The sequence below is a fragment of the Nocardioides silvaticus genome (assembly GCF_003160695.1).
Classification (GTDB): domain Bacteria; phylum Actinomycetota; class Actinomycetes; order Propionibacteriales; family Nocardioidaceae; genus Nocardioides; species Nocardioides silvaticus.
In genome coordinates this window covers 585213-607856 of record NZ_QGDD01000002.1, presented here as the reverse complement: position 1 = coordinate 607856, position 22644 = coordinate 585213, and the positions used below count along the sequence as shown (strand labels likewise).

Annotated in this window: 25 protein-coding genes; 11 read left to right on the top strand and 14 right to left on the bottom strand. The window is 70.9% G+C overall.

What is annotated here, in order from left to right; all coding sequences use genetic code 11:
- Positions 1-36 precede the first annotated feature (36 nt).
- A complete protein-coding gene (locus DJ010_RS07785) occupies positions 37-909 on the top strand; it encodes an LLM class F420-dependent oxidoreductase (protein ID WP_109693030.1) in 873 nt (290 codons plus the stop codon).
- 96 nt (positions 910-1005) lie between these two features.
- Entirely contained in the window at positions 1006-1848 is an 843-nt protein-coding gene (locus DJ010_RS07780) for a hypothetical protein (protein ID WP_109693029.1), read from the top strand.
- A 45-nt stretch (positions 1849-1893) separates the two neighbouring features.
- Here DJ010_RS07780 and DJ010_RS07775 read toward each other — a convergent pair whose 3' ends face one another.
- The 3 genes from DJ010_RS07775 to DJ010_RS07765 form a co-directional block, all read right to left on the bottom strand.
- On the bottom strand, positions 1894-2280 hold the full coding sequence (locus DJ010_RS07775) for a VOC family protein (RefSeq protein ID WP_109693174.1): 387 nt from the start codon (positions 2278-2280) through the stop codon (positions 1894-1896).
- A gap of 73 nt (positions 2281-2353) precedes the next feature.
- Positions 2354-2713, bottom strand: coding sequence for a VOC family protein (locus DJ010_RS07770; protein ID WP_109693028.1), 360 nt, complete (start codon positions 2711-2713; stop codon positions 2354-2356).
- 38 nt (positions 2714-2751) lie between these two features.
- Entirely contained in the window at positions 2752-3432 is a 681-nt protein-coding gene (locus tag DJ010_RS07765) for a GNAT family N-acetyltransferase (protein ID WP_109693027.1), read from the bottom strand.
- A gap of 107 nt (positions 3433-3539) precedes the next feature.
- On the opposite strand from DJ010_RS07765, the gene helR reads away from it, so the two are divergent.
- Positions 3540-5678, top strand: a complete 2139-nt coding sequence (gene helR / locus DJ010_RS07760) for an RNA polymerase recycling motor ATPase HelR (RefSeq protein ID WP_109693026.1) — start codon at positions 3540-3542, stop codon at positions 5676-5678.
- A 104-nt stretch (positions 5679-5782) separates the two neighbouring features.
- Positions 5783-5926 carry a hypothetical protein gene (locus DJ010_RS22260; RefSeq protein WP_170124623.1) on the top strand — a complete coding sequence of 48 codons (144 nt, stop codon included), beginning with the start codon at positions 5783-5785 and terminating at the stop codon, positions 5924-5926.
- Between the two features lie 10 nt (positions 5927-5936).
- Here DJ010_RS22260 and DJ010_RS07755 read toward each other — a convergent pair whose 3' ends face one another.
- Genes DJ010_RS07755 through DJ010_RS07745 form a run of 3 tightly spaced genes read right to left on the bottom strand, consistent with a single transcriptional unit; the run spans position 5937 to position 9229 of the window.
- Complete coding sequence (locus tag DJ010_RS07755) at positions 5937-6398, bottom strand: VOC family protein (protein ID WP_109693025.1); 462 nt, start codon at positions 6396-6398, stop codon at positions 5937-5939.
- 15 nt (positions 6399-6413) lie between these two features.
- The gene (locus tag DJ010_RS07750) at positions 6414-8804 is read right to left on the bottom strand and encodes an ATP-binding cassette domain-containing protein (protein ID WP_109693024.1); all 2391 of its coding nucleotides are present in this window, start codon (positions 8802-8804) and stop codon (positions 6414-6416) included.
- A 5-nt stretch (positions 8805-8809) separates the two neighbouring features.
- Positions 8810-9229: a VOC family protein gene (locus DJ010_RS07745; RefSeq protein ID WP_109693023.1), complete on the bottom strand. Its 420-nt coding sequence runs from the start codon at positions 9227-9229 to the stop codon at positions 8810-8812.
- Here DJ010_RS07745 and DJ010_RS07740 point away from each other — a divergent pair.
- Positions 9228-10478: an alpha-hydroxy-acid oxidizing protein gene (locus tag DJ010_RS07740; protein ID WP_245927328.1), complete on the top strand. Its 1251-nt coding sequence runs from the start codon at positions 9228-9230 to the stop codon at positions 10476-10478. The genes DJ010_RS07745 and DJ010_RS07740 overlap by 2 nt on opposite strands.
- Here the strand turns inward: DJ010_RS07740 and DJ010_RS07735 are convergent.
- The 4 genes from DJ010_RS07735 to DJ010_RS07725 form a co-directional block, all read right to left on the bottom strand.
- Complete coding sequence (locus tag DJ010_RS07735; protein WP_109693172.1) at positions 10447-10839, bottom strand: helix-turn-helix transcriptional regulator; 393 nt, start codon at positions 10837-10839, stop codon at positions 10447-10449. The two genes, DJ010_RS07740 and DJ010_RS07735, sit on opposite strands and share 32 nt — an antisense overlap.
- A 76-nt stretch (positions 10840-10915) precedes the next feature.
- On the bottom strand, positions 10916-11671 hold the full coding sequence (locus tag DJ010_RS07730; protein WP_109693022.1) for an alpha/beta hydrolase family protein: 756 nt from the start codon (positions 11669-11671) through the stop codon (positions 10916-10918).
- A gap of 43 nt (positions 11672-11714) precedes the next feature.
- A complete protein-coding gene (locus tag DJ010_RS22025) occupies positions 11715-11885 on the bottom strand; it encodes a hypothetical protein (RefSeq protein ID WP_158282967.1) in 171 nt (56 codons plus the stop codon).
- 114 nt (positions 11886-11999) lie between these two features.
- Complete coding sequence (locus DJ010_RS07725; RefSeq protein WP_146207283.1) at positions 12000-13235, bottom strand: sensor domain-containing diguanylate cyclase; 1236 nt, start codon at positions 13233-13235, stop codon at positions 12000-12002.
- 330 nt (positions 13236-13565) lie between these two features.
- Between DJ010_RS07725 and DJ010_RS22255 the strand changes: the two genes are divergently transcribed.
- Positions 13566-13712, top strand: coding sequence for a hypothetical protein (locus DJ010_RS22255; RefSeq protein WP_170124622.1), 147 nt, complete (start codon positions 13566-13568; stop codon positions 13710-13712).
- 31 nt (positions 13713-13743) lie between these two features.
- Complete coding sequence (locus tag DJ010_RS07720; RefSeq protein ID WP_158282966.1) at positions 13744-14283, top strand: META domain-containing protein; 540 nt, start codon at positions 13744-13746, stop codon at positions 14281-14283.
- Here the strand turns inward: DJ010_RS07720 and DJ010_RS07715 are convergent.
- A complete protein-coding gene (locus DJ010_RS07715) occupies positions 14280-15296 on the bottom strand; it encodes a zinc-dependent alcohol dehydrogenase family protein (protein ID WP_109693019.1) in 1017 nt (338 codons plus the stop codon). The two genes, DJ010_RS07720 and DJ010_RS07715, sit on opposite strands and share 4 nt — an antisense overlap.
- A gap of 86 nt (positions 15297-15382) precedes the next feature.
- On the opposite strand from DJ010_RS07715, the gene DJ010_RS07710 reads away from it, so the two are divergent.
- The 4 genes from DJ010_RS07710 to DJ010_RS07695 all read left to right on the top strand — a co-directional run bounded on the left by DJ010_RS07710 (position 15383) and on the right by DJ010_RS07695 (position 19635).
- The gene (locus tag DJ010_RS07710; protein WP_109693018.1) at positions 15383-16942 is read left to right on the top strand and encodes a helix-turn-helix domain-containing protein; all 1560 of its coding nucleotides are present in this window, start codon (positions 15383-15385) and stop codon (positions 16940-16942) included.
- A gap of 8 nt (positions 16943-16950) precedes the next feature.
- On the top strand, positions 16951-17715 hold the full coding sequence (locus DJ010_RS07705; RefSeq protein ID WP_109693017.1) for a glycerophosphodiester phosphodiesterase family protein: 765 nt from the start codon (positions 16951-16953) through the stop codon (positions 17713-17715).
- Positions 17716-17739: 24 nt separating this feature from the next.
- The gene (locus DJ010_RS07700; RefSeq protein ID WP_109693016.1) at positions 17740-19116 is read left to right on the top strand and encodes an MFS transporter; all 1377 of its coding nucleotides are present in this window, start codon (positions 17740-17742) and stop codon (positions 19114-19116) included.
- A gap of 129 nt (positions 19117-19245) precedes the next feature.
- Positions 19246-19635 carry an RNA polymerase-binding protein RbpA gene (locus DJ010_RS07695; RefSeq protein WP_109693015.1) on the top strand — a complete coding sequence of 130 codons (390 nt, stop codon included), beginning with the start codon at positions 19246-19248 and terminating at the stop codon, positions 19633-19635.
- Positions 19636-19638: 3 nt separating this feature from the next.
- Here DJ010_RS07695 and DJ010_RS07690 read toward each other — a convergent pair whose 3' ends face one another.
- From DJ010_RS07690 to lnt, 3 genes are read right to left on the bottom strand one after another with little or no spacing between them, the layout of a single operon-like run.
- Positions 19639-20133, bottom strand: a complete 495-nt coding sequence (locus DJ010_RS07690; protein ID WP_109693171.1) for an FxsA family protein — start codon at positions 20131-20133, stop codon at positions 19639-19641.
- Positions 20130-20897 (bottom strand): polyprenol monophosphomannose synthase, encoded by a 768-nt coding sequence (locus tag DJ010_RS07685; protein ID WP_109693014.1) that lies wholly within the window; start codon positions 20895-20897, stop codon positions 20130-20132. The genes DJ010_RS07690 and DJ010_RS07685 overlap by 4 nt, the downstream gene beginning before the upstream one ends.
- The gene (gene lnt / locus DJ010_RS07680) at positions 20890-22458 is read right to left on the bottom strand and encodes an apolipoprotein N-acyltransferase (protein WP_109693013.1); all 1569 of its coding nucleotides are present in this window, start codon (positions 22456-22458) and stop codon (positions 20890-20892) included. Before lnt ends, DJ010_RS07685 begins: the two co-directional genes overlap by 8 nt.
- Positions 22459-22644 lie beyond the last annotated feature (186 nt).

Genomic DNA, 22644 nt, shown 5'->3' with positions numbered 1-22644 from the left:
ACGCTGGCCGGTTGGGGCCCTGACTACGGTGTCCGTGTGGAGCTCGGAGTGCACTACGCGAACTTCTCCCATCCTGGTTGGGAGGAGCACCTCACCGACAAGCTGGTCGCGACGGCCCAGGCCGCCGAGGCCGGGGGAGCGGAGCTGTTCACCGTCATGGACCACTGGTTCCAGATGGAGAACATGGGCGGGCCGGCGGAGCCGATGCTTGAGGCCTACCTCAGCCTCGCGCACGTGGCCGCCGTCACCGACCGGATCCGGCTGAGCGCCCTGGTCACCGGAGCGACCTACCGGCACCCGGGGCTGCTGGCGAAGACCGTCACGACGCTCGACCGGCTCTCGGGCGGCCGGGCGTTGCTGGGCATCGGCGCGGGCTGGTACGAGCGGGAGCACGTCGGCCTCGGCGTACCCTTCCCCTCGACGTCCGAGCGGTTCGAGCGCCTCGAGGAGACCCTCCAGATCTGTCGGCAGCTGTGGAGCGACGACGACGGTCCGTACGACGGCGCGCACTTCCAGCTCGCCGAGACGATCTGCGTGCCGCCGCCGCTGGCGCAGCCGCACCCGCCGATCATGATCGGGGGAGCGGGGGAGAAGAAGACGCTCCGGTTCGTCGCGCAGTACGCCCAGTGGTGCAACATCTTCGGCTCCTCGCCGGAGGTGATGGAGCACAAGCTCGGCGTGCTCCGCGGTCACTGCGAGGCGGTCGGCACCGACTACGACGCGATCCGCAAGACGATGATCTTCGAGGCCACCGACCCGCTGGCCGACGTCGACGGTTTCGTCGCGACGATGGGGGAGTACGCCGCGCTCGGGATCGAGTTGGTCACGCTGATGCCGCAGGGCGAGGACCCGGTGGCGTGGACCGAGCGGATGTGCGCAGAGGTGCTTCCGCGGCTCCGAGCCCTGTGACTCGTTCCTGAGAACGATTCGGGCCCGAACCGCGGTTGGGCGGGGCCGACGGGTGGCAGCATCCGGAGGTCTCGATCCTTTACCTGGAGGTCTCCCGTGAAGAACGTCCCTGCCCGCCGCACTTTTGCGACGGCCGGCACCCTCGCCCTGGTCTCGCTGTTCGCCGTCGGCTGCGGTGACGACGGCGGCGACGCCGAGGCGACCGAGACCGAGACGGTCGTCGTCGATGCCGACGGCAACGTGATCGACGGGCCCACCGACGGTCAGGACGGTCAGGACGGGCAGGACGGGCAGGGCGACACCCCGGTCGACGACTCCGGTCCCGCGCTGACCCAGGAGCAGCTCGAGTCCGTCGTGCTGGCGCCCGAGAACCTCGGCGAGAACTGGACCGGCGGCCAGGTCGAGTCCGACGTCGAGAGCGGCTCGCCCGGCTGCTTCGGCGACATCGAGGTGATCAGCGACAGCCTCGACCCGATCGAGGTCGGCGAGCACGACGTCGAGTACACCTACTCCGAGGGCGACCCGTCGATCGCGAGCGGCGCCTCGTCGTACGAGGACGGCAACGCGGTCGCGGAGGCGTTCGACGGCCTGCACGAGGTGCTGGGGTCCTGCACCGAGGTGGTCGGCACCGACACCGAGGGCTTCGAGTGGGACCTCGACGTCACCTACGACGGCACCCTCTCCACCGACACCATCGACGACCAGGTCAACGTGACGGCGTCCGGCACCGTCGTCGACCCGGACGGCTCGGAGCTCGACATCACGCTCCGGCAGTCCTACATCCGGATCGGCAAGAACGTGATCACCGTCGGCGTGAACAGCCTCGGTGGCGACTACTCCGACCTGCAGACCGGCTACACCGAGATCGCGATCTACCGGTTCACCTCGGTGATCATCGACTCCGAGCCGACGACACAGCTGGGCCCGCAGCCGGCCTGAGCCGAGGTGCGTTCAAGCGACTGATTCGCCCAGCGTGGCGTTATGTCAGTCGCGCGGAGCCTGCTGGAACAGCTCGACCAGGTTGCCCGAGGGATCGGCGAGCAGGATCTGTTGACCGCCCGGTCCTGAGACGAGGTCGCTGACGAAGGTCAGGCCGGCTTCCCCGAGGCGTTCGATCTCGGACACGAGGTCGTCGTACTGCAGGTGGATGCGGTTGCGCCCGGCCACGGCGGCGACGTCAGGGGGAGTTGCGCGGGCGCCGGAGCTGGCGGCTCCCGACACGAGGAGTCGCAGCGCACCGCGCCGTACGTCGGCGAAGGCGGCGCCGGCGCTCATCTCGAGCGTGAACCCCAGGTGGGTCGTGTAGAACTCGACCGCCGCCTCGACGTCGTCGACGAGGTAGCGGACGCTGGCGAGCTCGCTGTCAGCCATGGCCATCACCGTACGCCGCGGGAGAGGGCCCTATCCGTTCTAACTGACATAATGTCACTTATCGGCGATTCGCCTACGCCTGCTGGAACTCGATCCGGTTCCCGAACGGGTCGAACGTGTGGAACCGGACGACACCGGGGATCTCGCCGTCCGCTCTCGTGCACTCGTGGCCGGCGTCGGCGAGCTGCGTCTGCAGCGCGTCGAGGTCCTCGACGAGGAACGCTGGGTGCGCCTTGCGGGCCGGTGCGAACGGCTCCTCGACGCCGAGGTGGATGACGGCCGACCCGGACTGGAACCAGCAGCCGCCGCGAGCCGCCAGCGCCGGCGGCTTCGGGATCTCCGCCATCGCCAGCAGCTCTCCGTAGAACGTGCGGGCGACGTCCTCCCCGTCCCGCGGGATGGTGACCTGCACGTGGTCGTAGCCGGTGATCATCAGAACGCCTCCTGGAGAATTATCTTGATGTCAAGATATCATTGGTCGATGCCGAGGAAGCGGCGAACGCGGTCGGCGCCCTCGATCGAGACCGGGTCGCCCGGACGGACGTAGCTCTCGGGCGTGACGACGACGCGTTGCTCGTCGACGCCGACCTTGCCGTCCTGGGTGAGCTGCGCCAGGCGGCGCCGGCCGTTCTCGCGGTACCCCACCTTGCGGCTGACGCCCGCGGATGCGGCGTTGCCCACGATGTAGCCGGACTCGCACCGCTCCGCGCCGAGCTCGTCGAACGCGAAGCCGACGACGAGCTGGCGCATCAACGTGCCGGTGCCGCTCCCCTGGTGCGCCCGACCCAGCCACGAGCCCGTCTGCACCTGGCGGGTCTGCGGGTAGTCCACGGCATGCATGTCCTGCATGCCGGCCAGCACACCGTCGCGCCTGACGACGAGAGCGAGACGCCACTCCTCGGGGGCGAACGTCGCCCGCTGCGTCCACCACCACCGCAGCGAGCTCGTGGGGAACCCCTGCGGAGAGCCGACCGCGAACGGCTCCTCGTGCCAGCCCCGGAGGAAGGGCATCGGTAGACCAGGGACCTGGATCCCGTCGCAGACGAGCTCGACCACCTCCGGTATGTCGTCGTCGCGCAGGACGCGCAGGGTCACGGGACCGCACGAGATCCGGAGGGCGAACGGCGGGAAGATCTCCTCCATCGAGAGCATGAGGGATTGTGGCTGATGCGCCAGCGAATCCTCCTGCCGTTTTCAACTTATAGCGCAGAGGGGGTCTTGCCGCAAGGCCCTGGTCGGCAGGCAGAATCCGCGGCTCCATGACTGCTTTCGCCCTTCCCCCGCACCTTTCCGCCAAGGCCGACCCGGCCCTGATTTCCACCGACGAGCAGCACTTCGCAGCCATCGCGGAGAGCCTCCAGCAATCCGTCACCACCCTCACCGACCGCCTCGACGCCGTACGACGCGCGCCGGGCGGTGCCGGCCAGCAGGCCCTGGACCGGGACCAGGAGGTGCACCGGCTGACCGCACGGTTGCGCACCCTGCGCCGCTTCAGCCTCGACCTCTGCCTCGGACGGATGGTCGCCGAGGACGACGCCGAGCCGGTCTACATCGGCCGGGTCGGGCTCACCGACGCCGCCGGGGACCGCGTGCTCGTCGACTGGCGCTCCCCTGCGGCCGCGCCGTTCTTCGGCGCGACCCATGCGAACCCGATGGGGCTGCGGAGCCGGCGGCGCTACCGCTGGGCCCGCGGCCGGATCACCGACTACTGGGACGAGGTCTTCGATCCCGACGCACTCACCGGGCACGTCGCGCTCGACGACCAGTCCGCGTTCATCGCCAGCCTCGGCGGCAGCCGGTCCGGGCAGATGCAGGACGTGCTGGCGACCATCCAGGCGGATCAGGACGCCATCGTCCGGGCCGGCTCGCGCGGCGCGCTCGTCGTCGACGGCGGCCCGGGCACCGGCAAGACGGTGGTGGCGCTGCACCGCTCGGCGTACCTCCTCTATGCCGACCCGCGGCTCGGCGAGGGCCGCGGCGGCATCCTGTTCGTGGGACCGCACCGTCCCTACCTGGCCTACGTCGCCGACGTGCTGCCGAGCCTCGGCGAGGAGGGCGTCCGCACCTGCACGTTGGCCGACCTGGTGCCGGAGGGTGCGGCCGCGGACGCCGAGACCGATCCCGAGGTGGCGCGCCTGAAGGCCGACGCCCGCATGGTGCGGGCGATCGAGCCCGCCGTGCGGCTCTACGAGGAAGCGCCGACCGAGGGCATCCTCGTGGAGACCGACTGGTCGGAGGTCTGGCTGAGTGCCGAGGACTGGGCGGAGGCGTTCGCGGCCCCTGACCCCGGCACGCCGCACAACGAGGCGCGCGACGAGGTGTGGGAGGCGTTGGTCGCCATCCTCGTGGACAAGCACGAGCTCGAGGAGGAGAGCGACCTCTCCCCCGCCCTCCTCAAGCGCTCCTTCGCGCGCAACCAGGTGCTCACCGACGCCTTCCACCGCGCTTGGCCGATCATCGATCCCGCGGACCTGGTGGGCGACCTGTGGACGGTTCCGGCCTACCTGCGGATGTGCGCGCCGTGGCTCTCCCCCGACGAGGTGGCCGCGCTCCGGCGTGCAGACGGACAGGCGTGGACCGCCTCCGACCTGCCGATCCTGGACGCGGCCCGCCGACGACTCGGCGACCCGGACGCACCCGCCCGGAAGCGGCGGCAGGAGGCGGCGCTCGCCGCGCGGCGGAAGGAGATGGCCGTGGTCGTCGACCACCTCGTCGCGTCCGACGACACCGAGATGAAGGTGATGTCGATGCTGCGGCGGCCGGACGCCCAGAACGACCTCGACGACGAGTCCTCCGTGCCCACCGCCGATCCGGACCTGCTGGCCGGGCCGTTCGGCCACGTCGTCGTGGACGAGGCCCAGGAGCTGACCGACGCCGAGTGGCAGATGCTGCTCCAGCGTTGCCCCTCGCGGAGCTTCACGATCGTGGGCGACCGCGCCCAGGCCCGGCACGGGTTCACGGAGTCGTGGGAGGAACGGTTGGCCCGGGTGGGGCTCGACCGCGTGCAGCTGGCGTCGCTGACCGTCAACTACCGCACGCCGGAGGAGGTCATGGCCGAGGCCGCACCGGTGATCCGTGAGGCGCTGCCGGACGCGAACGTCCCGACCTCGATCCGTCGTACCGGCGTTCCGGTGGCGCACGGTCCGGTCACCGACCTCCGGCAGGTGCTCGATGAGTGGCTCGAGGTCCACCCCGAGGGAGTCGCCTGCGTCATCGGCGACCCCACGTTCGAGCCGACCCGTCGGGTGCGTTCGCTCTCCCCCGAGCTCGTGAAGGGCCTGGAGTTCGACTTGGTCGTCCTGGTCGGACCGGCCGCGTTCGGGACCGGGATCGAGGGTGCGGTGGATCGCTACGTCGCGATGACCCGGGCGACCCAGCAGCTGGTGGTCCTGACGTGATCGTGCAGGTCAGACGGGGGTTCGGGGCGGATAGCCGGTGCGACGCGGGGTACCGGGGAGGCATGCGTCGACACCCCACGTCGACCGGACAAGGAGAAAGAAACATGGTGATCCTCGGAGTGATCCTCCTGGTGATCGGCCTGCTGGCCAGCATCTCGGTCCTCACCACGATCGGTGCGATCCTGATCGTGGTCGGCCTGATCCTCAACCTGGTGCCGATCCGCGGCGAGCGGCGCTTGTACTACTAGCGTCTGCTGATCAGTCGAGACAGAACTCGTTGCCCTCGGGGTCGCTCATCACGATGTGACCGTTGCCCATCGGGGGCGCCGGATCGAACCGGCGCACCCGGTGGGCGCCGAGGGCAACGAGTCGTTCACACTCCGCCTCCAGCACCGCCATCCGCTCCTCCCCCGTCAGCCCCGGTGCTGCCCGGACGTCGAGGTGGACCCGGTTCTTCGCGACCTTGTCCTCGGGGACCTGCTGGAAGAACACGCGTGGGCCGTCGCCGTCGGGGTCCTCGATCGCTGACGCGCTGTTGCGCCGGTCCTCGGGCACCCCGGAGCGCTCCAGGAAGTCGTCCCACGCGGTTAGCGGGTCCGCTCCCGCCGCCAGCTCCACCCCCGGTGGGGCGGGATGGACGTAGCCGAGCACGTCGCGCCAGAACGTCGACAGGGCGCGCGGGTCGTGGGCGTCGAAGGTGACCTGGATCGTGCGGCTCATGACACCAGCGTCGCCTCAGCCACCGACATAGTCCGCCAGGTGCTGCCCGGTGAGCGTCGAGCGGGACTTCACCAGCTCTGCCGGGGTGCCCTCGAAGACGACCGTCCCGCCGTCGTGGCCGGCACCGGGCCCCAGGTCGATGATCCAGTCGGCGTGCGCCATCACGGCCTGGTGGTGCTCGATCACGATGACCGACTTGCCCGAGTCGACCAGCCGGTCCAGCAGGCCCAGCAGGTTGTCGACATCGGCGAGGTGCAGGCCGGTGGTGGGCTCGTCGAGCACGAACGTGCCACCCTTGTCGGACAGGTGGGTCGCCAGCTTGAGGCGTTGCCGCTCTCCCCCGGACAGGGTGTTGAGCGGCTGGCCGAGCTTGACGTAACCGAGCCCCACGTCCTCCATCCGCGCCAGCAGCGTCGCCGCCGCGGGCGTCTTGGCCTCGCCCTCGGCGAAGAAGGCGTGCGCCTCGGCGACGGGCAGGTCGAGGACCTCGGCGATGTTGAGGCCGCCGAACCGCAGCTCGAGGACCTCGGCCTGGAACCGCTTGCCGCCGCAGTCCTCGCACACGGTCGCCACCGTCTCCATGAAGCCCAGCTCGGTGTAGATCATCCCGTTGCCGTTGCATGTCGGGCAGGCACCCTCGGAGTTGGACGAGAACAGGGCCGGCTTGACCCCGTTGGCCTTGGCGAAGGCCTTGCGGATCGGCTCGAGCAGACCGGTGTACGTCGCCGGGTTGCTGCGCCGTGACCCCTTGATCGCCGACTGGTCGACCAGGACCACGCCCGCGTCCGCGCCGGCCCTGCCGTCCACCAGCGACCCGTGGATCAGCGAGCTCTTCCCGGACCCGGCGACACCGGTGACGACGCAGAGCACGCCGAGCGGCACGTCGACGTCGACGTCCTGCAGGTTGTGGGTGTCGGCGCCCCGGATCTCGAGCTTGCCGGACGGCGTCCGCACCGACTCCTTGAGGCGGGCCTTGTAGTGCAGGTGCAGGCCGGTCAGGGTGCCGCTGTCGCGCAGGCCGTCGACCGTGCCCTCGAAGCAGACCGCGCCGCCCGCCGTACCGGCGCCCGGACCGAGGTCGACCACGTGGTCGGCGATCGCGATCGTCTCCGGCTTGTGCTCGACGACGAGCACCGTGTTGCCCTTGTCGCGCAGCTCGAGCAGCAGCTTGTTCATCCGCTCGATGTCGTGCGGGTGCAGGCCGACGGTCGGCTCGTCGAAGACGTAGGTCACGTCGGTCAGCGCGGAGCCGAGGTGCCGGATCATCTTGGTGCGCTGCGCCTCACCACCCGACAGGCTGCCGGAAGGCCGGTCGAGGGACAGGTAGCCGAGGCCGATCGCGACGAAGGAGTCGAGCAGGTGCAGCAAGTTGGCCACCAGCGGCGCGACCCCGGGGTCGTCGACGGCCCGCAGCCACTCAGCGGCGTCGGTGATCTGCATCGCGCAGACGTCGGCGATGTTCTTGCCCTCGATGGTCGAGGACCGTGCGGATTCGTTGAGCCGGGTGCCGTCGCAACCCGGGCACGGCCCGAACACCGCCGCCCGCTCGACGAATGCCCGGATGTGTGGCTGAAGCGAGTCGACGTCCTTGCTGAACATCGACTTCCGGATCTTCGGGATCAGGCCCTCGTAGGTGATGTTGATCTTCTCGACCTTGACCTTGCGGGGCTCGGCGTAGAGCAGGTCGTCGCGCTGCTTCTTGGTGAGCTTGGCGATCGGCTTGTCGGCCGGCACGACCTCCTTGTACGGCGCCACCATCCACCCGTCCGCGGTGTAGCCCGGCACCAGGATCGCGCCCTCGACCAGCGACTTCGACTCGTCGATGATCTGGGTCAGGTCGAGGTCGGACACGGTGCCGCGGCCCTCGCACTGGGCACACATGCCGCCGAGGTAGATGGCCTGCTTGACGACGTTCTTCTCGACCCGACCGCCTGACTTCTGAGTCTCCATCACGCCGCTGGCCTTGCGAGTCGGCACGTTGAAGGAGAACGCCGTCGGCGGACCGATGTACGGCGTGCCGAGGCGGCTGAACAGCACGCGCAGCATCGCGTTCGCGTCGGTCACGGTGCCGACCGTCGAGCGCGCGTTGGCGCCCATCCGCTCCTGGTCGACGACGATCGCGGGCGTGATGCCCTCGAGCACGTCGTAGTCAGCCCGGTTGAGAGTGGGCATGAAGCCCTGGACGAACGTGGAGTAGGTCTCGTTGATGAGCCGCTGCGACTCGGCGGCGATCGTGCTGAAGACCAGCGAGCTCTTGCCCGATCCGGACACGCCGGTGAAGACGGTGAGCCGGCGCTTCGGGATCTCGACGTCGACGTCCTTGAGGTTGTTCTCGCGGGCGCCCTGGACGCGGATCAGGTCGTGGCTGTCGGCCGTGGGGGTCGTGGGGCTGGTGGGGGTGGCCATGGACGTCAGTCTGCCTGCTGGACCTGCTGGATCCGGAGCTCGTTGCCGGCCGGGTCGCGGAAGGCGCAGTCGCGGGTGCCGTAGGGCTGGTCCATCGGCTCCTGGATCACCTCGGCGCCGCGCGCCTGGAGGGTGTCGAACGTGGCGTCCACGTCGTCCGTCGCCAGGTTGACCCCGAAGTAGATGCCCTTCGCCATCAGCTCGAGCAGCATGGTGCGCTCCTCGTCGGTCAGGCCCGGGGTGGCACCCGGCGGGTGCAGCACGATGCTGGTGTCCGGCTGGCCCGCCGGACCGACGGTGATCCAGCGCATCCCCTCGTAGCCGACGTCGTTGCGGACCTCGAAGCCCAGGACGTCACGGAAGAACGCGAGCGACTCGTCGGGGTTGCTGTGCGGCAGGAAGCTGGCGTTGATCTTGATCTCCATGGGCGCAACGCTATTGCGGCTCGCCGACGACGGCTTCTCGATTCCTGACCAGTTGCATGCCTCGTCGTACGGCATCATGCGCGGCATGGCCAACTTCGCCGACTTCCAGCTGGGCATCTACCTCGACGGGCTGACCGGGGCGAAGCCCGAGCTCCCCCTGACCTACTCCGACCTCGAGGCACGCGCCGGCGAGGTCATGGACCCCGAGCTGCTCGACTACGTCGCCGGTGGTGCTGGCGACGAGCACACCCAGCGCGCCAACGTCACGGCGTTCCACCGCTGGGGCATCGTCCCGCGGATGCTGGCGGGCGCGGCGGAACGGGACCTCTCGATCGAGCTGTTCGGGCGCCGCTACCCCACTCCCCTGTTCATGGCGCCGATCGGCGTCATCGGCGTGATGCACGAGAGCCAGCACGGCGACCTCGAGGTGGCCCGCGCGGCGGCCGCGTCCGGCGTCCCGGCGGTGATCTCGACCCTGGTGCAGGACCCGATGGAGACAGTCGCCGCGGAGCTCGGCGACACCCCGGGCTTCTACCAGCTCTACACGCCGAACGACCGCGAGCTGGCCGAGAGCTTCGTGCGCCGTGCCGAAGCGGCGGGGTACGCCGGCATCGTGGTCACGCTCGACACCTGGTCCCTCGGCTGGCGGCCGCGCGACCTGCGACACGCCACCTTCCCGCAGCTGCGCGGGCTGTGCCTCGCCAACTACTTCAGCGACCCGGTGTTCCGCAGCCGGCTCGAGAAGACGCCCGAGGAGGACCTGGGCGCCGCGGCGATCGCGTGGGCGATGACGTTCGGCAACCCCGGGCTCTCCTGGGACGACATCGAGTGGCTGCGCGGGCTCACGGCGCTGCCGGTGCTGCTCAAGGGGATCTGCCACCCCGACGACGTCCGGCGCGCCCGGGACGGCGGGATCGACGGGATCTACTGCTCCAACCACGGCGGCCGGCAGGCGGCGAGCGCACCGGCGATCGACTTCCTGCCCGCTGTCGTCGAGGCGGCCGAGGGGATGCCGGTGCTCTTCGACTCGGGCGTCCGTTCGGGGGTCGACGTCGTCAAGGCGCTCGCCCTCGGGGCGACCGCGGTCGGCATCGGCCGTCCCTACGGCTGGGGCATCAGCCTGGCCGGCGCAGCCGGCGCCCACCACGTCCTGCAGTGCCTGCTGGCCGAGGCGGACCTCACGATGGGCCTCAACGGCTACCGCTCGATCGCCGACCTCACCCCCGAGGTGCTGGTCCGGACCGTCTGACTCCCGCCGCGGCCGGGTTCCGCACCGGTCGGGTCACCTTCTTGGCGACGCAGGCGATCATGCCCTCCGTCGAGCGCTCGGGGTCGTCGCGGTAGACGCTCGGCGGGACCCCGACGAGCTCGGTGAACCGGGTGCTGAACGTGCCCAGCGACGAGCAGCCGACCGCGAAGCAGACCTCGGTGACGCTCAAGTCGCCGCGTCGGAGCAGGGTCATCGCCCGCTCGATGCGGCGCGTCATCAAGTAGGAGTAGGGCGGCTCGCCGTAGGCCTCGCGGAACTGGCGGCTGAGGTGGCCGGCGGACATGCCGACCCCGCGCGCGAGGGCGGCGACGTCGAGGGGCTGGTCGTACTCGCGGTCCATCCGGTCCTTGACCCTCCGCAGCAGAGCGAGGTCGCGGAGGCGCTGGTCGCCGGCCGGGCTGGTCACGGCGGGGAGCCTAGTCGACGAGGTACTGGTCGGCCCATGCCGAGATGATGCGTCCCGCCCGCTGCGCCTGGCCCGGCTTCGTCAGCAGGTGGTCGGAGCCTTCGAGCGAGACGAAGCTGCGGGGGTGACGGGCGGTGCGGAAGATCTCGCTCGCGTTGGCGATCCCGACGGTGTTGTCGGTCGGCGAGTGCATCACCAGAAGAGGCATGTGCAGGTCACGGATCGACTCGCGCAGGTCGGCGTTGCGCATGTCCTCGACGAACGAGCGACGCAGTGTCAGCGCGCGACCGCCGACGAGCCACTCCGCCTGCCCCTCGCTCAGCACCCGGTCGACGAGCGCGTCGTACTGGTTCTCGGCGTGGCCGGGGTCGATCGGCGCGCCGATGCTCACGACGGCGCGCACCTGTGCGGGGACCGCCGCCGCCAGCGCAGCAGCACCGCCCAGCGAGTGCCCGACCAGCACGTCGACCGACGTGCCGCGGTCCGCCATGAACCGGGCGGCCGCGATCGTGTCGGCCACCTTCTGGGTGAACGAGCCGTCCCCCCAGTCGCCCTCGGAGTCGGCCAGGCCGAGGTTGTCGTAGCGCAGCATCCCGATGCCGTCGCGCGCCAGCTGCTTGCAGATGCGCGCGGCCGCAGGGCAGTCCTTGCCGAGGGTCAGCCCGTGGACGAACAGGCCCCAGCCGCGGGCCGGCCCGTCGGGCTCGTCGACCAGCCCGGCGAGGAGCGGACCGGTGCTGCTCGGGAACCGGACGCGGGTCGCCATGTCCGGAGGCTACTGCGCTGCCGGGTCCCGGCGTCGGGATCGGTCAGCCCGCCTCGAGCCACGAACCGGTGCGCGAGACCGCCACCCGCTGGTGCACCTCGCACATGCCGCGCTCGGTGACCGGGTCGCCCTCGCACGCCGGGAACCCGCACCCGGCGACGGCGCCCTCACTGCCGCGGGCGGGTCCTGCGTCGACTGTCGGTCCTGCTCCCATGACGGCCCCCTCGTGTCGGTACTCTCATGCTCACCCAGCGCCCGACGAAACCTCGACGGGCCTTCGTCCACACCGTCCTGGTCACAACGGACCAGCCGATGGTCCGCGCGGGCATCAGGCGGCGTCGACCGCCTCCACCAGGCTGACGGTCGAGCGGTCCCTCCCGTCGCGCTTGGCGCGGTAGAGCGCCCGGTCCGCGGTGGTCAGCACCGAGACGAGCTCCGGCGCCGCGCCCGGCGGCACCGCGGCCCCGCCGATGCTGATCGTGACGGGATCTCCGGTCGGCACCGGTGCCGACGCGACCCGGGCGCGGATCCGCTCCGCGACCGCCGCCGCCTCGACGACCGAGACGCCGGGAAGGAAGACGCAGAACTCCTCCCCGCCGAACCGGCCCAGCAGGTCGCCGTCGCGCAGCTCCGTGGCGATGGCGTCGGCGACGGCCACGAGCGCGGCGTCGCCGACGAGGTGGCCCCACGTCTCGTTGTAGTCCCGGAAGTGGTCGATGTCGCCGAACAGCACGCTCCACGGCTGGTCCTGCCGGACGCACCGCTCGGCCCGGGCCGTGGCGAGCCGGCGCCAGGACTCGAACCGCAGGGCGCCGGTCTTGTCGTCGTGCTCGGCACGCTCGCGCAGCGGCTCGTGGAGGGCCGCGCGCTGGGTCAGCAGGTAGACCGGCGCCAGCAGTGCCACGAACCAGCCGCCGCCGGTCCAGATCGCGGCCGACAGACCGCCGACGAGCAGCACCCCGGTCTCGGTCAGGTAGAACGACGGGCTGGCCAGCGTCCGACGCAGCCACACCTCGTCGGCACGGTGGTTGAGGTAGGCGCTGCCGTGGAACAGGACAGTGGTCGTCACCAGGAAGGCCGCCACGGCAGCCAGCACGGCCACGACGCCGAGCCGGCCGTCGCCGACCATCAGGTTCGGCTCGGCGCCGAGGACGGCGCGCGCCGTGATCGCGGCCACCAGACCCGCGATCACGACGTACGCCGCCGAGCCGATCCACTTCCACGGCGTCACCCGCATCCCGCGCCACCAGCCGTGGGCGTAGGTGACGGCGACGACCGGGAGCAGCCACCAGGTCGGGAGGAGCAGTGCACTCGCGAGCGCCCAGGCCGTCAGCCCCTTGTGCGGGCGCTGCCCGCGGCTGACGCCACCCTCGAGCATCCGGCCGATCTCGACGTTCAGGACCGACAGCCCGATCAGGACCAGCCCGGTGAGCGCCTCGGGCATCGCCGTGCGCTCGCGCCCGAGGTCCGCGAGGACGACCGGACCGACCAGCGCCAGGCCGAGAGCGCCACCGATCCAGACCCGGCACGCCCACGGCGTGCGCAGGAAGGCCCAGTTCCCCACGCGCCTTCGTGGACGCGCGCCGACGCGGTCGACGACCACCATGGAGCTTCTCCCCGTCCCCGGAGCACGGCCCCCGATCCGTGCTCATCCTCTCCCGGCTCCGACCGTAGAGGGCGCCGCTCGCCGCCGTCCCCCGAACGCCCCAATCGCTATCAGATCCGGTCCTGGATCACCGACTCCACCCTCTCGACCAGGGGCGCTGGTCATTTCGGACCAGGCCCCCTGGGACGTGAGGACGGTTTCCCCGCATTCGGCCCACGGTGGCCGTATCACGTGCCTACCGTCGTTGCTCAGTCAGTAAAGGGAGACGCAGGAGAGGAGGTGCCGATCATGTGGGACACCCTGACGACGGGGCGCGTCGACCACCTGTCGCACGACCTGCCCTGCCAGTCGTGCGGACACGGGGTGCACACCTACCTGCCGTGCAGCGACAGCTGCAACTGCCCGCCGGTCCTGATGCCCGGCCAGGTCGCCTGACGTCGGTCGTCCCGTGTGGGAACCTGACGGCGTGACCCGACGTCCCATCGGCGTGAAGACGATCCTGACAGCGCTGGCCGCCGTGCTCGCCCTCTCGTTGCAGGCCTGCGGCGACGAGGAACCGACGCCGACGGCCACCGACGACGAGGCCGGCCTGTCGCTGGACGACCTGGACGGACGGGTCTTCGCCTCGGTCCGGGTCGAGGGTCGCCAGCTCGTCGACGGCACCCGGGTCCGCCTCGCCTTCGAGGGCACCGACGTGTCCGCCGACGCCGGCTGCAACCACCTGTTCGGCACCGCCGCGGCGGACGGGGACACGCTGTCGGTCACCGACATGGGCAGCACCGAGATGGGCTGCCCGGACGGGCGCAACGACCAGGACGCGTGGTTGACGACCTTCCTCGGCGCGGGCACGACCGCAGCGCTGAGCGAGGGCATGCTCACCCTCACCGGCGGGGGCGTCACCCTCGAGCTCGAGGAGCAGGACGGCCCGGAGGAGGACCGCCCGGACCAGGACGGCGAGGACCCCGACCAGCCGACGTCCGACGACGGCGCCGTCGTCGGGAACTAGGGCTGCAGCAGCACCTTGATCGCCCGGCGCTCGTCCATGGCGCGGTAGGCCTCGGGCGCCTCCTCGAGCGGCAGGGTCAGGTCGAAGACCCGGCCCGGGTCGATCCGGCCGCTGACGACGAGGTCGAGCAGCTCCGGGAGGTAGCGCCGGACCGGCGCCATGCCGCCGCGAAGGCCGACGTTCTTCTGGAACATCCGCCCCACCGGCAGCTCGACGCCGTGGGGCACGCCGACGAAGCCGACCATGGAGCCGGGGCGGGCGACGGCGAACGCGGTGCCCATCGAGTCGTCGGTGCCGACGCACTCGAGCACGGCGTCGGCGCCCACTCCCCCGGTGATCTCCTTGACCGCGGCCGCGCCCTCGCGGCCGCGCTCGGCCACGACGTGGGTGGCGCCGAAGGCCGTGGCCAGCTCCTGGCGGCTCTGGTGGCGCGACATCGCGATGATGGTCTCGGCACCCATGACCGACGCGGCCAGCACTCCACAGAGCCCGACGGCCCCGTCGCCGACCACGACCACCGAGCCCCCCTCGGTCACGCCTGCCGACACCGCGGCGTGCCAACCGGTCGGCATCACGTCGGTGAGCGCGAGCAGCGACGGGATCAGCGCCGGGTCGGGTGTGCCGTCGGTCGCGACCAGGCTGCCGTCGGCCTGGACCACCCGGGCGTACTCCGCCTGGCCGCTGTTGGTCATGCCGAGGTTGACGCACGCCGACTGGGCCCCGGCCTGGCAGTGGGCGCAGGTGTTGTCGCAGTGGCAGAACGGCACGACGACGAAGTCCCCGGGCCGGAACGCCTCGACGTCCGCGCCGACCTCCTCGACGACGCCGACGCACTCGTGGCCGATCGTCGATCCCTCCTGGATCGGGTTCTCCCCCCGGTACGGCCACAGGTCGGACCCGCACACGCACCCTGCGACCACCTTGACGATGGCGTCCGTCGGGCGCTGGATCTGCGGGTCGGGGAACTCCTCGACACGGATGTCGCGAGGGGCGTGGATGGTCGTGGCGCGCATGGCGGTCATCCTGCCGTACCGGACCTGACGGGCTCCCCCGGCCGCGTCGGTTTGCGATATCTCATATGTGAGTTACCGTCGTGAGCATGACGGTTTCTCCTTTCGTCGAGAACGAGACGGGTGAGCAGGGCTACAAGGGCCGCATCGGCAACTTGATCCGCGACGCCCGCAAGCACCGCGGACTCACCCAGAGCTCCCTCGCCGAGCTGCTCGGCACCAGCCAGAGCGCGATCAACCGGATCGAGAAGGGCCACCAGAACCTCTCGTTGGAGATGCTGGCCCGGATCGGCGCCGCGCTCGACTCCGAGATCGTCGCACTCGGCGCCGGCCCGACCCACCTGCGGGTCAAGGGCCCCACCACGCTCTCCGGCACGATCGACGTGAAGACGTCGAAGAACGCCGGCGTCGCGCTGCTGTGCGCCTCCCTCCTCAACCGCGGCCGCACCACGCTGCGCAAGGTGGCGCGGATCGAGGAGGTCAACCGGCTGCTCGAGGTGCTCGGCAGCCTGGGCGTGCAGACGCGCTGGATCAACGAGGAGAACGACCTCGAGATCGTCCCGCCGAAGGAGCTCGACCTCAGCCGCATCGACGAGATCGCCGCGCGCCGTACCCGGTCGGTGCTGATGTTCCTCGGCCCGCTCCTCCACCGTGCCGACACCTTCGAGCTCCCCTACGCCGGCGGCTGCAACCTCGGCACCCGCACGGTGGAGCCGCACATGTCGGCGCTGCGGCCGTTCGGGCTGGAGGTCAAGGCCACCGACGGCTGGTACCACGGTCAGGTCGACCGGGCGATCGTCCCGGGACGCCCGATCGTGCTCACCGAGCGGGGCGACACGGTCACCGAGAACGCGCTGATGGCGGCTGCGCTGCACCCCGGGACGACGGTGATCCGCAACGCGTCGTCCAACTACATGGTCCAGGACCTCTGCTTCTACCTGCAGGCGCTCGGCGTCGAGGTGGACGGCATCGGCACGACGACGCTGAAGGTGACCGGCAAGGAGGTCATCGACGTCGACGTCGACTACGCACCCAGCGAGGACCCGATCGAGGCGATGTCCCTGCTCGCGGCAGCGATCGTCACCAAGTCTGAGATCACCGTGCGACGGGCGCCGATCGAGTTCCTCGAGATCGAGCTCGCGGTGCTGGAGGAGATGGGCTTCCGCTACGAGCTCTCCGAGGAGTACCTCGCCGCCAACGGGCGCACCCGGCTCGTCGACATCCGCACGCTCCCCTCGAGGCTGGTGGCGCCGCGGGACAAGATCCACCCGATGCCGTTCCCCGGCCTCAACATCGACAACCTGCCGTTCTTCGCGGTCATCGCGGCCGTGGCCGAGGGGCAGACCTACATCCACGACTGGGTCTACGACAACCGGGCCATCTACCTCACCGACCTCAACAAGCTCGGCGGCCGGGTGAGCCTGCTCGACCCGCACCGGGTGATGATCGAGGGCCCGACCTCGTGGACCGGTGCCGAGCTGATGTGCCCGCCGGCGCTCCGGCCGGCGGTCGTCGTGCTGCTGGCGATGCTGGCCAGCAAGGGCACCTCGGTGCTGCGCGGCACCTACGTCATCCACCGTGGCTACGAGGACCTTGCCGAGCGGCTCGGCTCCCTCGGCGCCGAGATCGAGACCTTCAGGGACATCTAGGTCGGCCCTTGTACCTGGAGGAAGGCCGGGTCCTCGCCTTCGCGCACCGCGGCGGCGCCTACCACCCGGAGATCGAGGGGCTGGAGAACACCCTGGCCGCATTCCGGCACGCCGCCGCGCTCGGCTACACCTATCTCGAGACCGACGTGCACGTCACCAAGGACGGCGCGTTGCTGGCCTTCCACGACGACGTCCTGGACCGGGTGACCGACCGGGTCGGAGCGATCGCCGACCTGACCCTGGACGAGATCCGCGAGGCGCGGATCGGTGGGCGGGAGCAGGTGCCGACCTTCGAGCAGCTGCTGGACGCCTTCCCGGACGCCCGCTTCAACATCGACATCAAGTCCGCCGGGGCGGCGGAGGCGCTGGCGGCGCTGGTCGCGGAGCGGGACCTGTGGGACCGGGTCCTGGTGGGGTCCTTCTCCCCCGGCCGGATCCGGGAGTTCCGCCGCCTCACCGGCGGCCGGGTCGCCACGGCGGCCCACCCGTGGGAGATCGTCGCGTTCCGCTTCCTGCCGAGCGCCCGCCTCGCCGACCGGCTGGCGGGCCGCGACTTCGTCGCCTTCCAGGTGCCGCACCGCCGTCACGGCGTGCGCATCGTGAGCGCAGGCCTGGTGCGACGCGCGCACGCCGCCGGCAAGCAGGTGCACGTGTGGACCGTCGACGACCCCGCCGAGATGCGCGAGCTCCTCGACCGCGGCGTCGACGGCCTCTTCACCGACCGCACCGACCTGCTCAAGGATGTCCTCGTCGCCCGGGGTGTGTGGCAGTAGTCTCCCCGGCGGGAGGGAGCCCGCATGGACAGCAAGATCGCCGACCTCGGCCCGCTGAACCGGGCCCGCGAGCAGAAGGCCTGGTTCTTCTACGACTGGGCCAACTCCGCCTTCGCCACGACGATCGCCGGCGTCCTGTTCGCGCCCTACCTGATCACGATCGCCGAGCGCGCCGCCTGCGGGTTCGTGGGCGACGACGACCGCAAGTGCCGCGAGACCCTCGACGTGCTCGGGCTCGCGATCTCGCCGGGCTCGCTCCCGTCGTACGTCATCACGCTGTCGACGGTGCTGGGCGCCCTGCTCTACCCACTCATCGGTGCGATGGCCGACCGCACCGCCCGCAAGACGGACCTGCTCGCCGGCTTCGCATGGGTCGGCGCCGCCGCAGCCGGGCTGCTGTTCTTCCTCACCGATGACAAGTGGCTGTTCGGCAGCCTGGTCTTCATCGTCGCCAACCTGTGCTTCGGCGCCTCGATCGTGGTCAGCGACTCGCTGCTCAACCTGATCTCCGAGGAGCACGAGCGCGACCGGGTGTCGTCGGTCGGCTGGGCCTACGGGTACGCCGGCGGCGGGCTCCTGCTCGCCGCCAACTTCCTGGTCGTCACCTTCCACGACGGGCTGGGCCTCAGCACCGAGATGGCCGTGCGGATCAGCCTGCTGTCGGGAGCGATCTGGTGGGCCGGGTTCACCCTGATCCCGTGGCGGGGCATCAGGGACAAGCCACCCGTCGCCGTCGCGGAGGCGACCGGGGGCCTGGTCGCGCAGTCGTTCGGGCAGCTGTGGGCGACGCTGAAGGAGATGCGGCGCTACCCGGTCGCCGTCACCTTCCTCCTGGCCTACCTCTTCTTCAACGACGGCATCCAGACCGTCATCGCGTCCGCGGCGATCTTCGGCGAGAAGGAGCTCGGGTTCGACACCGGTGTCGTGCTCGGCGCCTACCTGCTGGTGCAGTTCGTGGCGGTCGGCGGGGCGATCGGGTTCGGGAGGGCGGCGAGGCGGGCCGGCGCGAAGAAGGTCATCCTCGCCGGGCTCGTCGTCTGGATGCTGATCGTCACCGTGGCGCTGGTGGTCCCGGAGGACAACCTGGTCGCCTTCCTGCTCCTGGCCACCGCGATCGGCATCGTCCTGGGCGGCACGCAGGCGCTGGCGCGGTCGTACTTCTCGCTGCTCATCCCGCGGGGCAAGGAGGCGGAGTTCTTCAGCCTCTACCACGCGATGGACCGCGGCACCTCGTGGCTGGGGACGCTCACGTTCGGCCTGGTCTACCAGTTCAGCGGGTCGTACCGGCCGGCGGTCTTCGCGCTCATCGTCTTCTTCACCATCGGCGGACTGCTGCTGCTGAAGGTCGACACCGAACGTGGCATCCGGGACGCGGGCAACGACAAGCCCGCCGTTGTGTGAATGGAACCTTTGCCGCCCGGGTAGCGTTGAACAGTAACGGTGGCGGTCACCTGTGCCCGGGGAGATCCCCCGGCGACCACGCCGCCGGACCCCGCCAGGAGCAGGGTCAGGACTTGGGAGGACAGAATCATGGCGGAGCGCACCCTGCGAGGCGCCCGACTGGGTGGCCAGTCGTTCGAGGACGAGCGCGGGATCGAGTTCGCGGCCCGGCAGCAGGTGGGCTACCTCTGCGCCCACGGCCACTCGTTCGAGATCACGATGTCCATCGAGGCCGACGTCCCCGCCGTCTGGGAGTGCCCGCGCTGCGGGGCCGAGGCCGAGAGCACGGCCGGCATCGAGCGCGTCGAGAAGGTCGAGAAGCCGCAGCGCACCCACTGGGACATGCTGCTGGAGCGGCGCTCCGAGAAGGAGCTCGAGGACATCCTCACCGAGCGGCTGGAGCTGCTCCGCGGCGGCGAGATCGGCCCGGCGCACCTGCACCGCAACAGCGGCCGGAAGCGCAAGACCGCGAACGCCTGAGGTTCAGTCCTCCACGACCTCGCCCCGGACGACGTCATCCCCTGGCGTCGGGCCGGGGCCTCGTGCTGTCCGGCCCGGCCTCCCGGCCGCGCCCCGCGTCATCGCGACCGTCACCCGGGAGCCGAGGTAGGCGGTGAGCAGCCGCCGGAACAGCGGGCGGGTCACCGGGAACACCAGCAGCAACCCGAGCGCGTCGAGGACGAACCCGGGCGTGAGCAGCAGGGTGCCGCCGACGAGGACCAGCGCGCCGTCGGCCAGCTCCTTGGCGGGCGGCCGGCGGCTCTCCAGGGCGGTCCGGAGCGCCTGCCAGGCGCGCCGACCCTCCCGCTTGACCAGCCAGGCGCCGACGAGGCCGTCCAGCAGCAGCAGGAGGATCGTCCACCACGGCCCGATGGCCTGGCCGACCTGGATGATGACGTAGATCTCGAGCAACGGCACCGCGACGAACGCGACGAACAGCAGCAGCGGCAACCACCGGCGCCGGCGGCCCGCGCTCATCGGGCCCACCGGTCCCAGCGCTCGCGAAGCCCCCACTGCGTGATCCGCTTGAGGGACTCCACCGCGACCTGGCCGCTCATCTTCGAGTCCCCGTGCACGCGCTCGATGAACTCGATCGGCACCTCTCGGACGACCAGCCCGGCGCGCAGGCACCGGGTGACCAGGTCGGTCTGGAACACGTAGCCGGTCGACCGCACCGAGGCCAGGTCGATCTTCTCCAGGGCCTCGCGGCGGAAGACGCGGAAGCCGGCCGTCGCGTCGCGGACGTCGATCCCGAGCAGCAGCCGCACGTAGAGGTTGCCGCCGCGCGACAGCGCCTCCCGACGGCGCGGCCAGTTCACGACGCTGCCGCCCGGCACCCAGCGGGAGCCGATCACCAGGTCCGCGGTCCCGAGCGCCTCGAGCAGCCGGTGCAGCTGCTCGGGCTGGTGCGACCCGTCGGCGTCCATCTCGCCGATCACGTCGTAGCCGGCCCGCAGCGCCCAGCCGAAGCCCGCGACGTACGCCGCACCGAGCCCACCCTTCGCGGTGCGGTGCAGCACGTGCACCTGCGAGTCGGCGGCGGCCAGCTCGTCGGCGACAGTGCCGGTGCCGTCGGGCGAGTTGTCGTCGACGACGAGCACGTCCACGCCGGGCTGCGCGCGGCGTGTCCGGCCGACGATCCAGGCCAGGTTGGCGGCCTCGTTGTACGTCGGGACGACGATGACGACGCGACCGAGCCCGGCGACGGGCCCGTCGCCGTTCGTCGTCTGCTCGTCAGCCAACGCCGGCCTCGCTCGGAGTGGGGGTGGTCTCGGGCTCCGGTGCGTCGGTGGCCCGGGTGGACCGGGTCTGATCCTGCCCTCGACGGTACGCGATCGCGCCCAGCAGGACGCCCACGAGCGCCAGACCGGTGATCACCCGCAACGGCCACGCCGCCAGCCTCATCGCCGGTGTGAGCTCGGTGCTCAGGCCCACCCGTTCCACGACGACCGCGGTGGTGCGGGGGTCGGCGGAGGCGACCACGGTGCCGTCGGGCGCGACGACACCGGTGATGCCGTTGGTGGCGGCCACCACCAGCCACCGTCCGGACTCGACCGCGCGCAGCCGCGTGATCGCGAACTGCTGCTCGATCTGGTCGGTGAAGATGAAGCTGGCGTTGCTCGTCTGGACCGTGAGCAGCTCGGCGCCGTCGCGGACCTGGTCCCGCAGCACGTCGTCGTAGGCCACGTCGAAGCAGATCGAGTCCGCCACCGGGATGCCCGCGACCTGGAGCGGCGTGGTCCGGGTGCCGCTCTTCATGTCGCGGCTGATCCGGTTGAGCGCACCGAAGTTGGGGTCCCAGTAGCGGCGGTAGGGGATGTACTCGCCGTAGGCGACGGGATGGTGCTTGGTGTAACGGTCCCCCGGCCCGGTCTCGGGGTCCCAGACGATCCCCTGGTTGAGCACGTGCTCGTCGCCGTCGTCGACCAGGCCGCCGACCACCACGGGCACCCCGATCGCGGCCACGGCCTCGCGGATGCCGGCGTTGACGTCGCCGTCGGTGAACGGGTCGACCGCGGTGGAGTTCTCGGGCCACAGCACGAAGTCCGGGCGCACGCCCTCGGAGGCGAGCCGGATCGTCGCGTCCACATGGTTGCGGGTCACCTGGCGGTGGTCGTAGAGGATGTCGTTGCCCGGCCCGGGCACGTCGCCCTGCACGGCCGCCACCACGGCGGAGCCGCTCTCCTCGGTCTCGTACGGCGCCACGGCGGGCACGACGAGCAGCGCCACCAGCGCGACGGCGCACCCGAGCGGGACCAGCCGCGGACGTCGTACGCCCTGGTCGGAGCCGGGCAGCAGCGTCTCGACCCCGGCGGCGAGGAGGAAGCCCACCAGCGCCAGCAGGAACGAGAGCCCGGTCAGGCCGACGTAGGCGACCGTGGGTGCGACCGGCGTGTCGATGACGGCGAACGAGAGCCGGCCCCAGGGCATCCCGCTGAACGGCCAGCCCGTGCGCAGCGCCTCGACCGCGCACCAGGTCGCGGCCAGCCAGAGCGGCCAGGCCGGCAGCCGCCGCACCAAGGGGACGGCGAGCCCGACGAGACCGTAGAACAGCGCCTCGACCGACGACAGCGCGAACCAGGCGTCGGGCCCGATCGACGTGCGCATCCAGTCGATGTGGGTGAAGTAGAAGGCGACCCCGAAGACCAGGCCGACCAGGCCGGACCGCCAGAAGGTGAGTCCCCGCGTCGCCAGTGCGAAGAGCGCGACGCCGATCGGGACGAGGTAGGCGACGGCGATCGGCTCGAACGAGGCCGTGAGGGCCAGGCCGCCTGCGACGGCGAGCAGGAGGCGGGCGAGCACGTGATCAGCCTAGTGATCGCTGGTCAGGATGAACGGAAGGGTCGGTGTCGCCTTCGGACCACCCCGACCACCGACCGGCTGCCGGCACCGGGATGTTGTCTAGGGAGACAGCGACCCTTCCGCGTCGCTCTCGTGGAGCGAACCGACCTCCGCGAACCGTGATCAGAGGTGTTGGCGCTACACCCC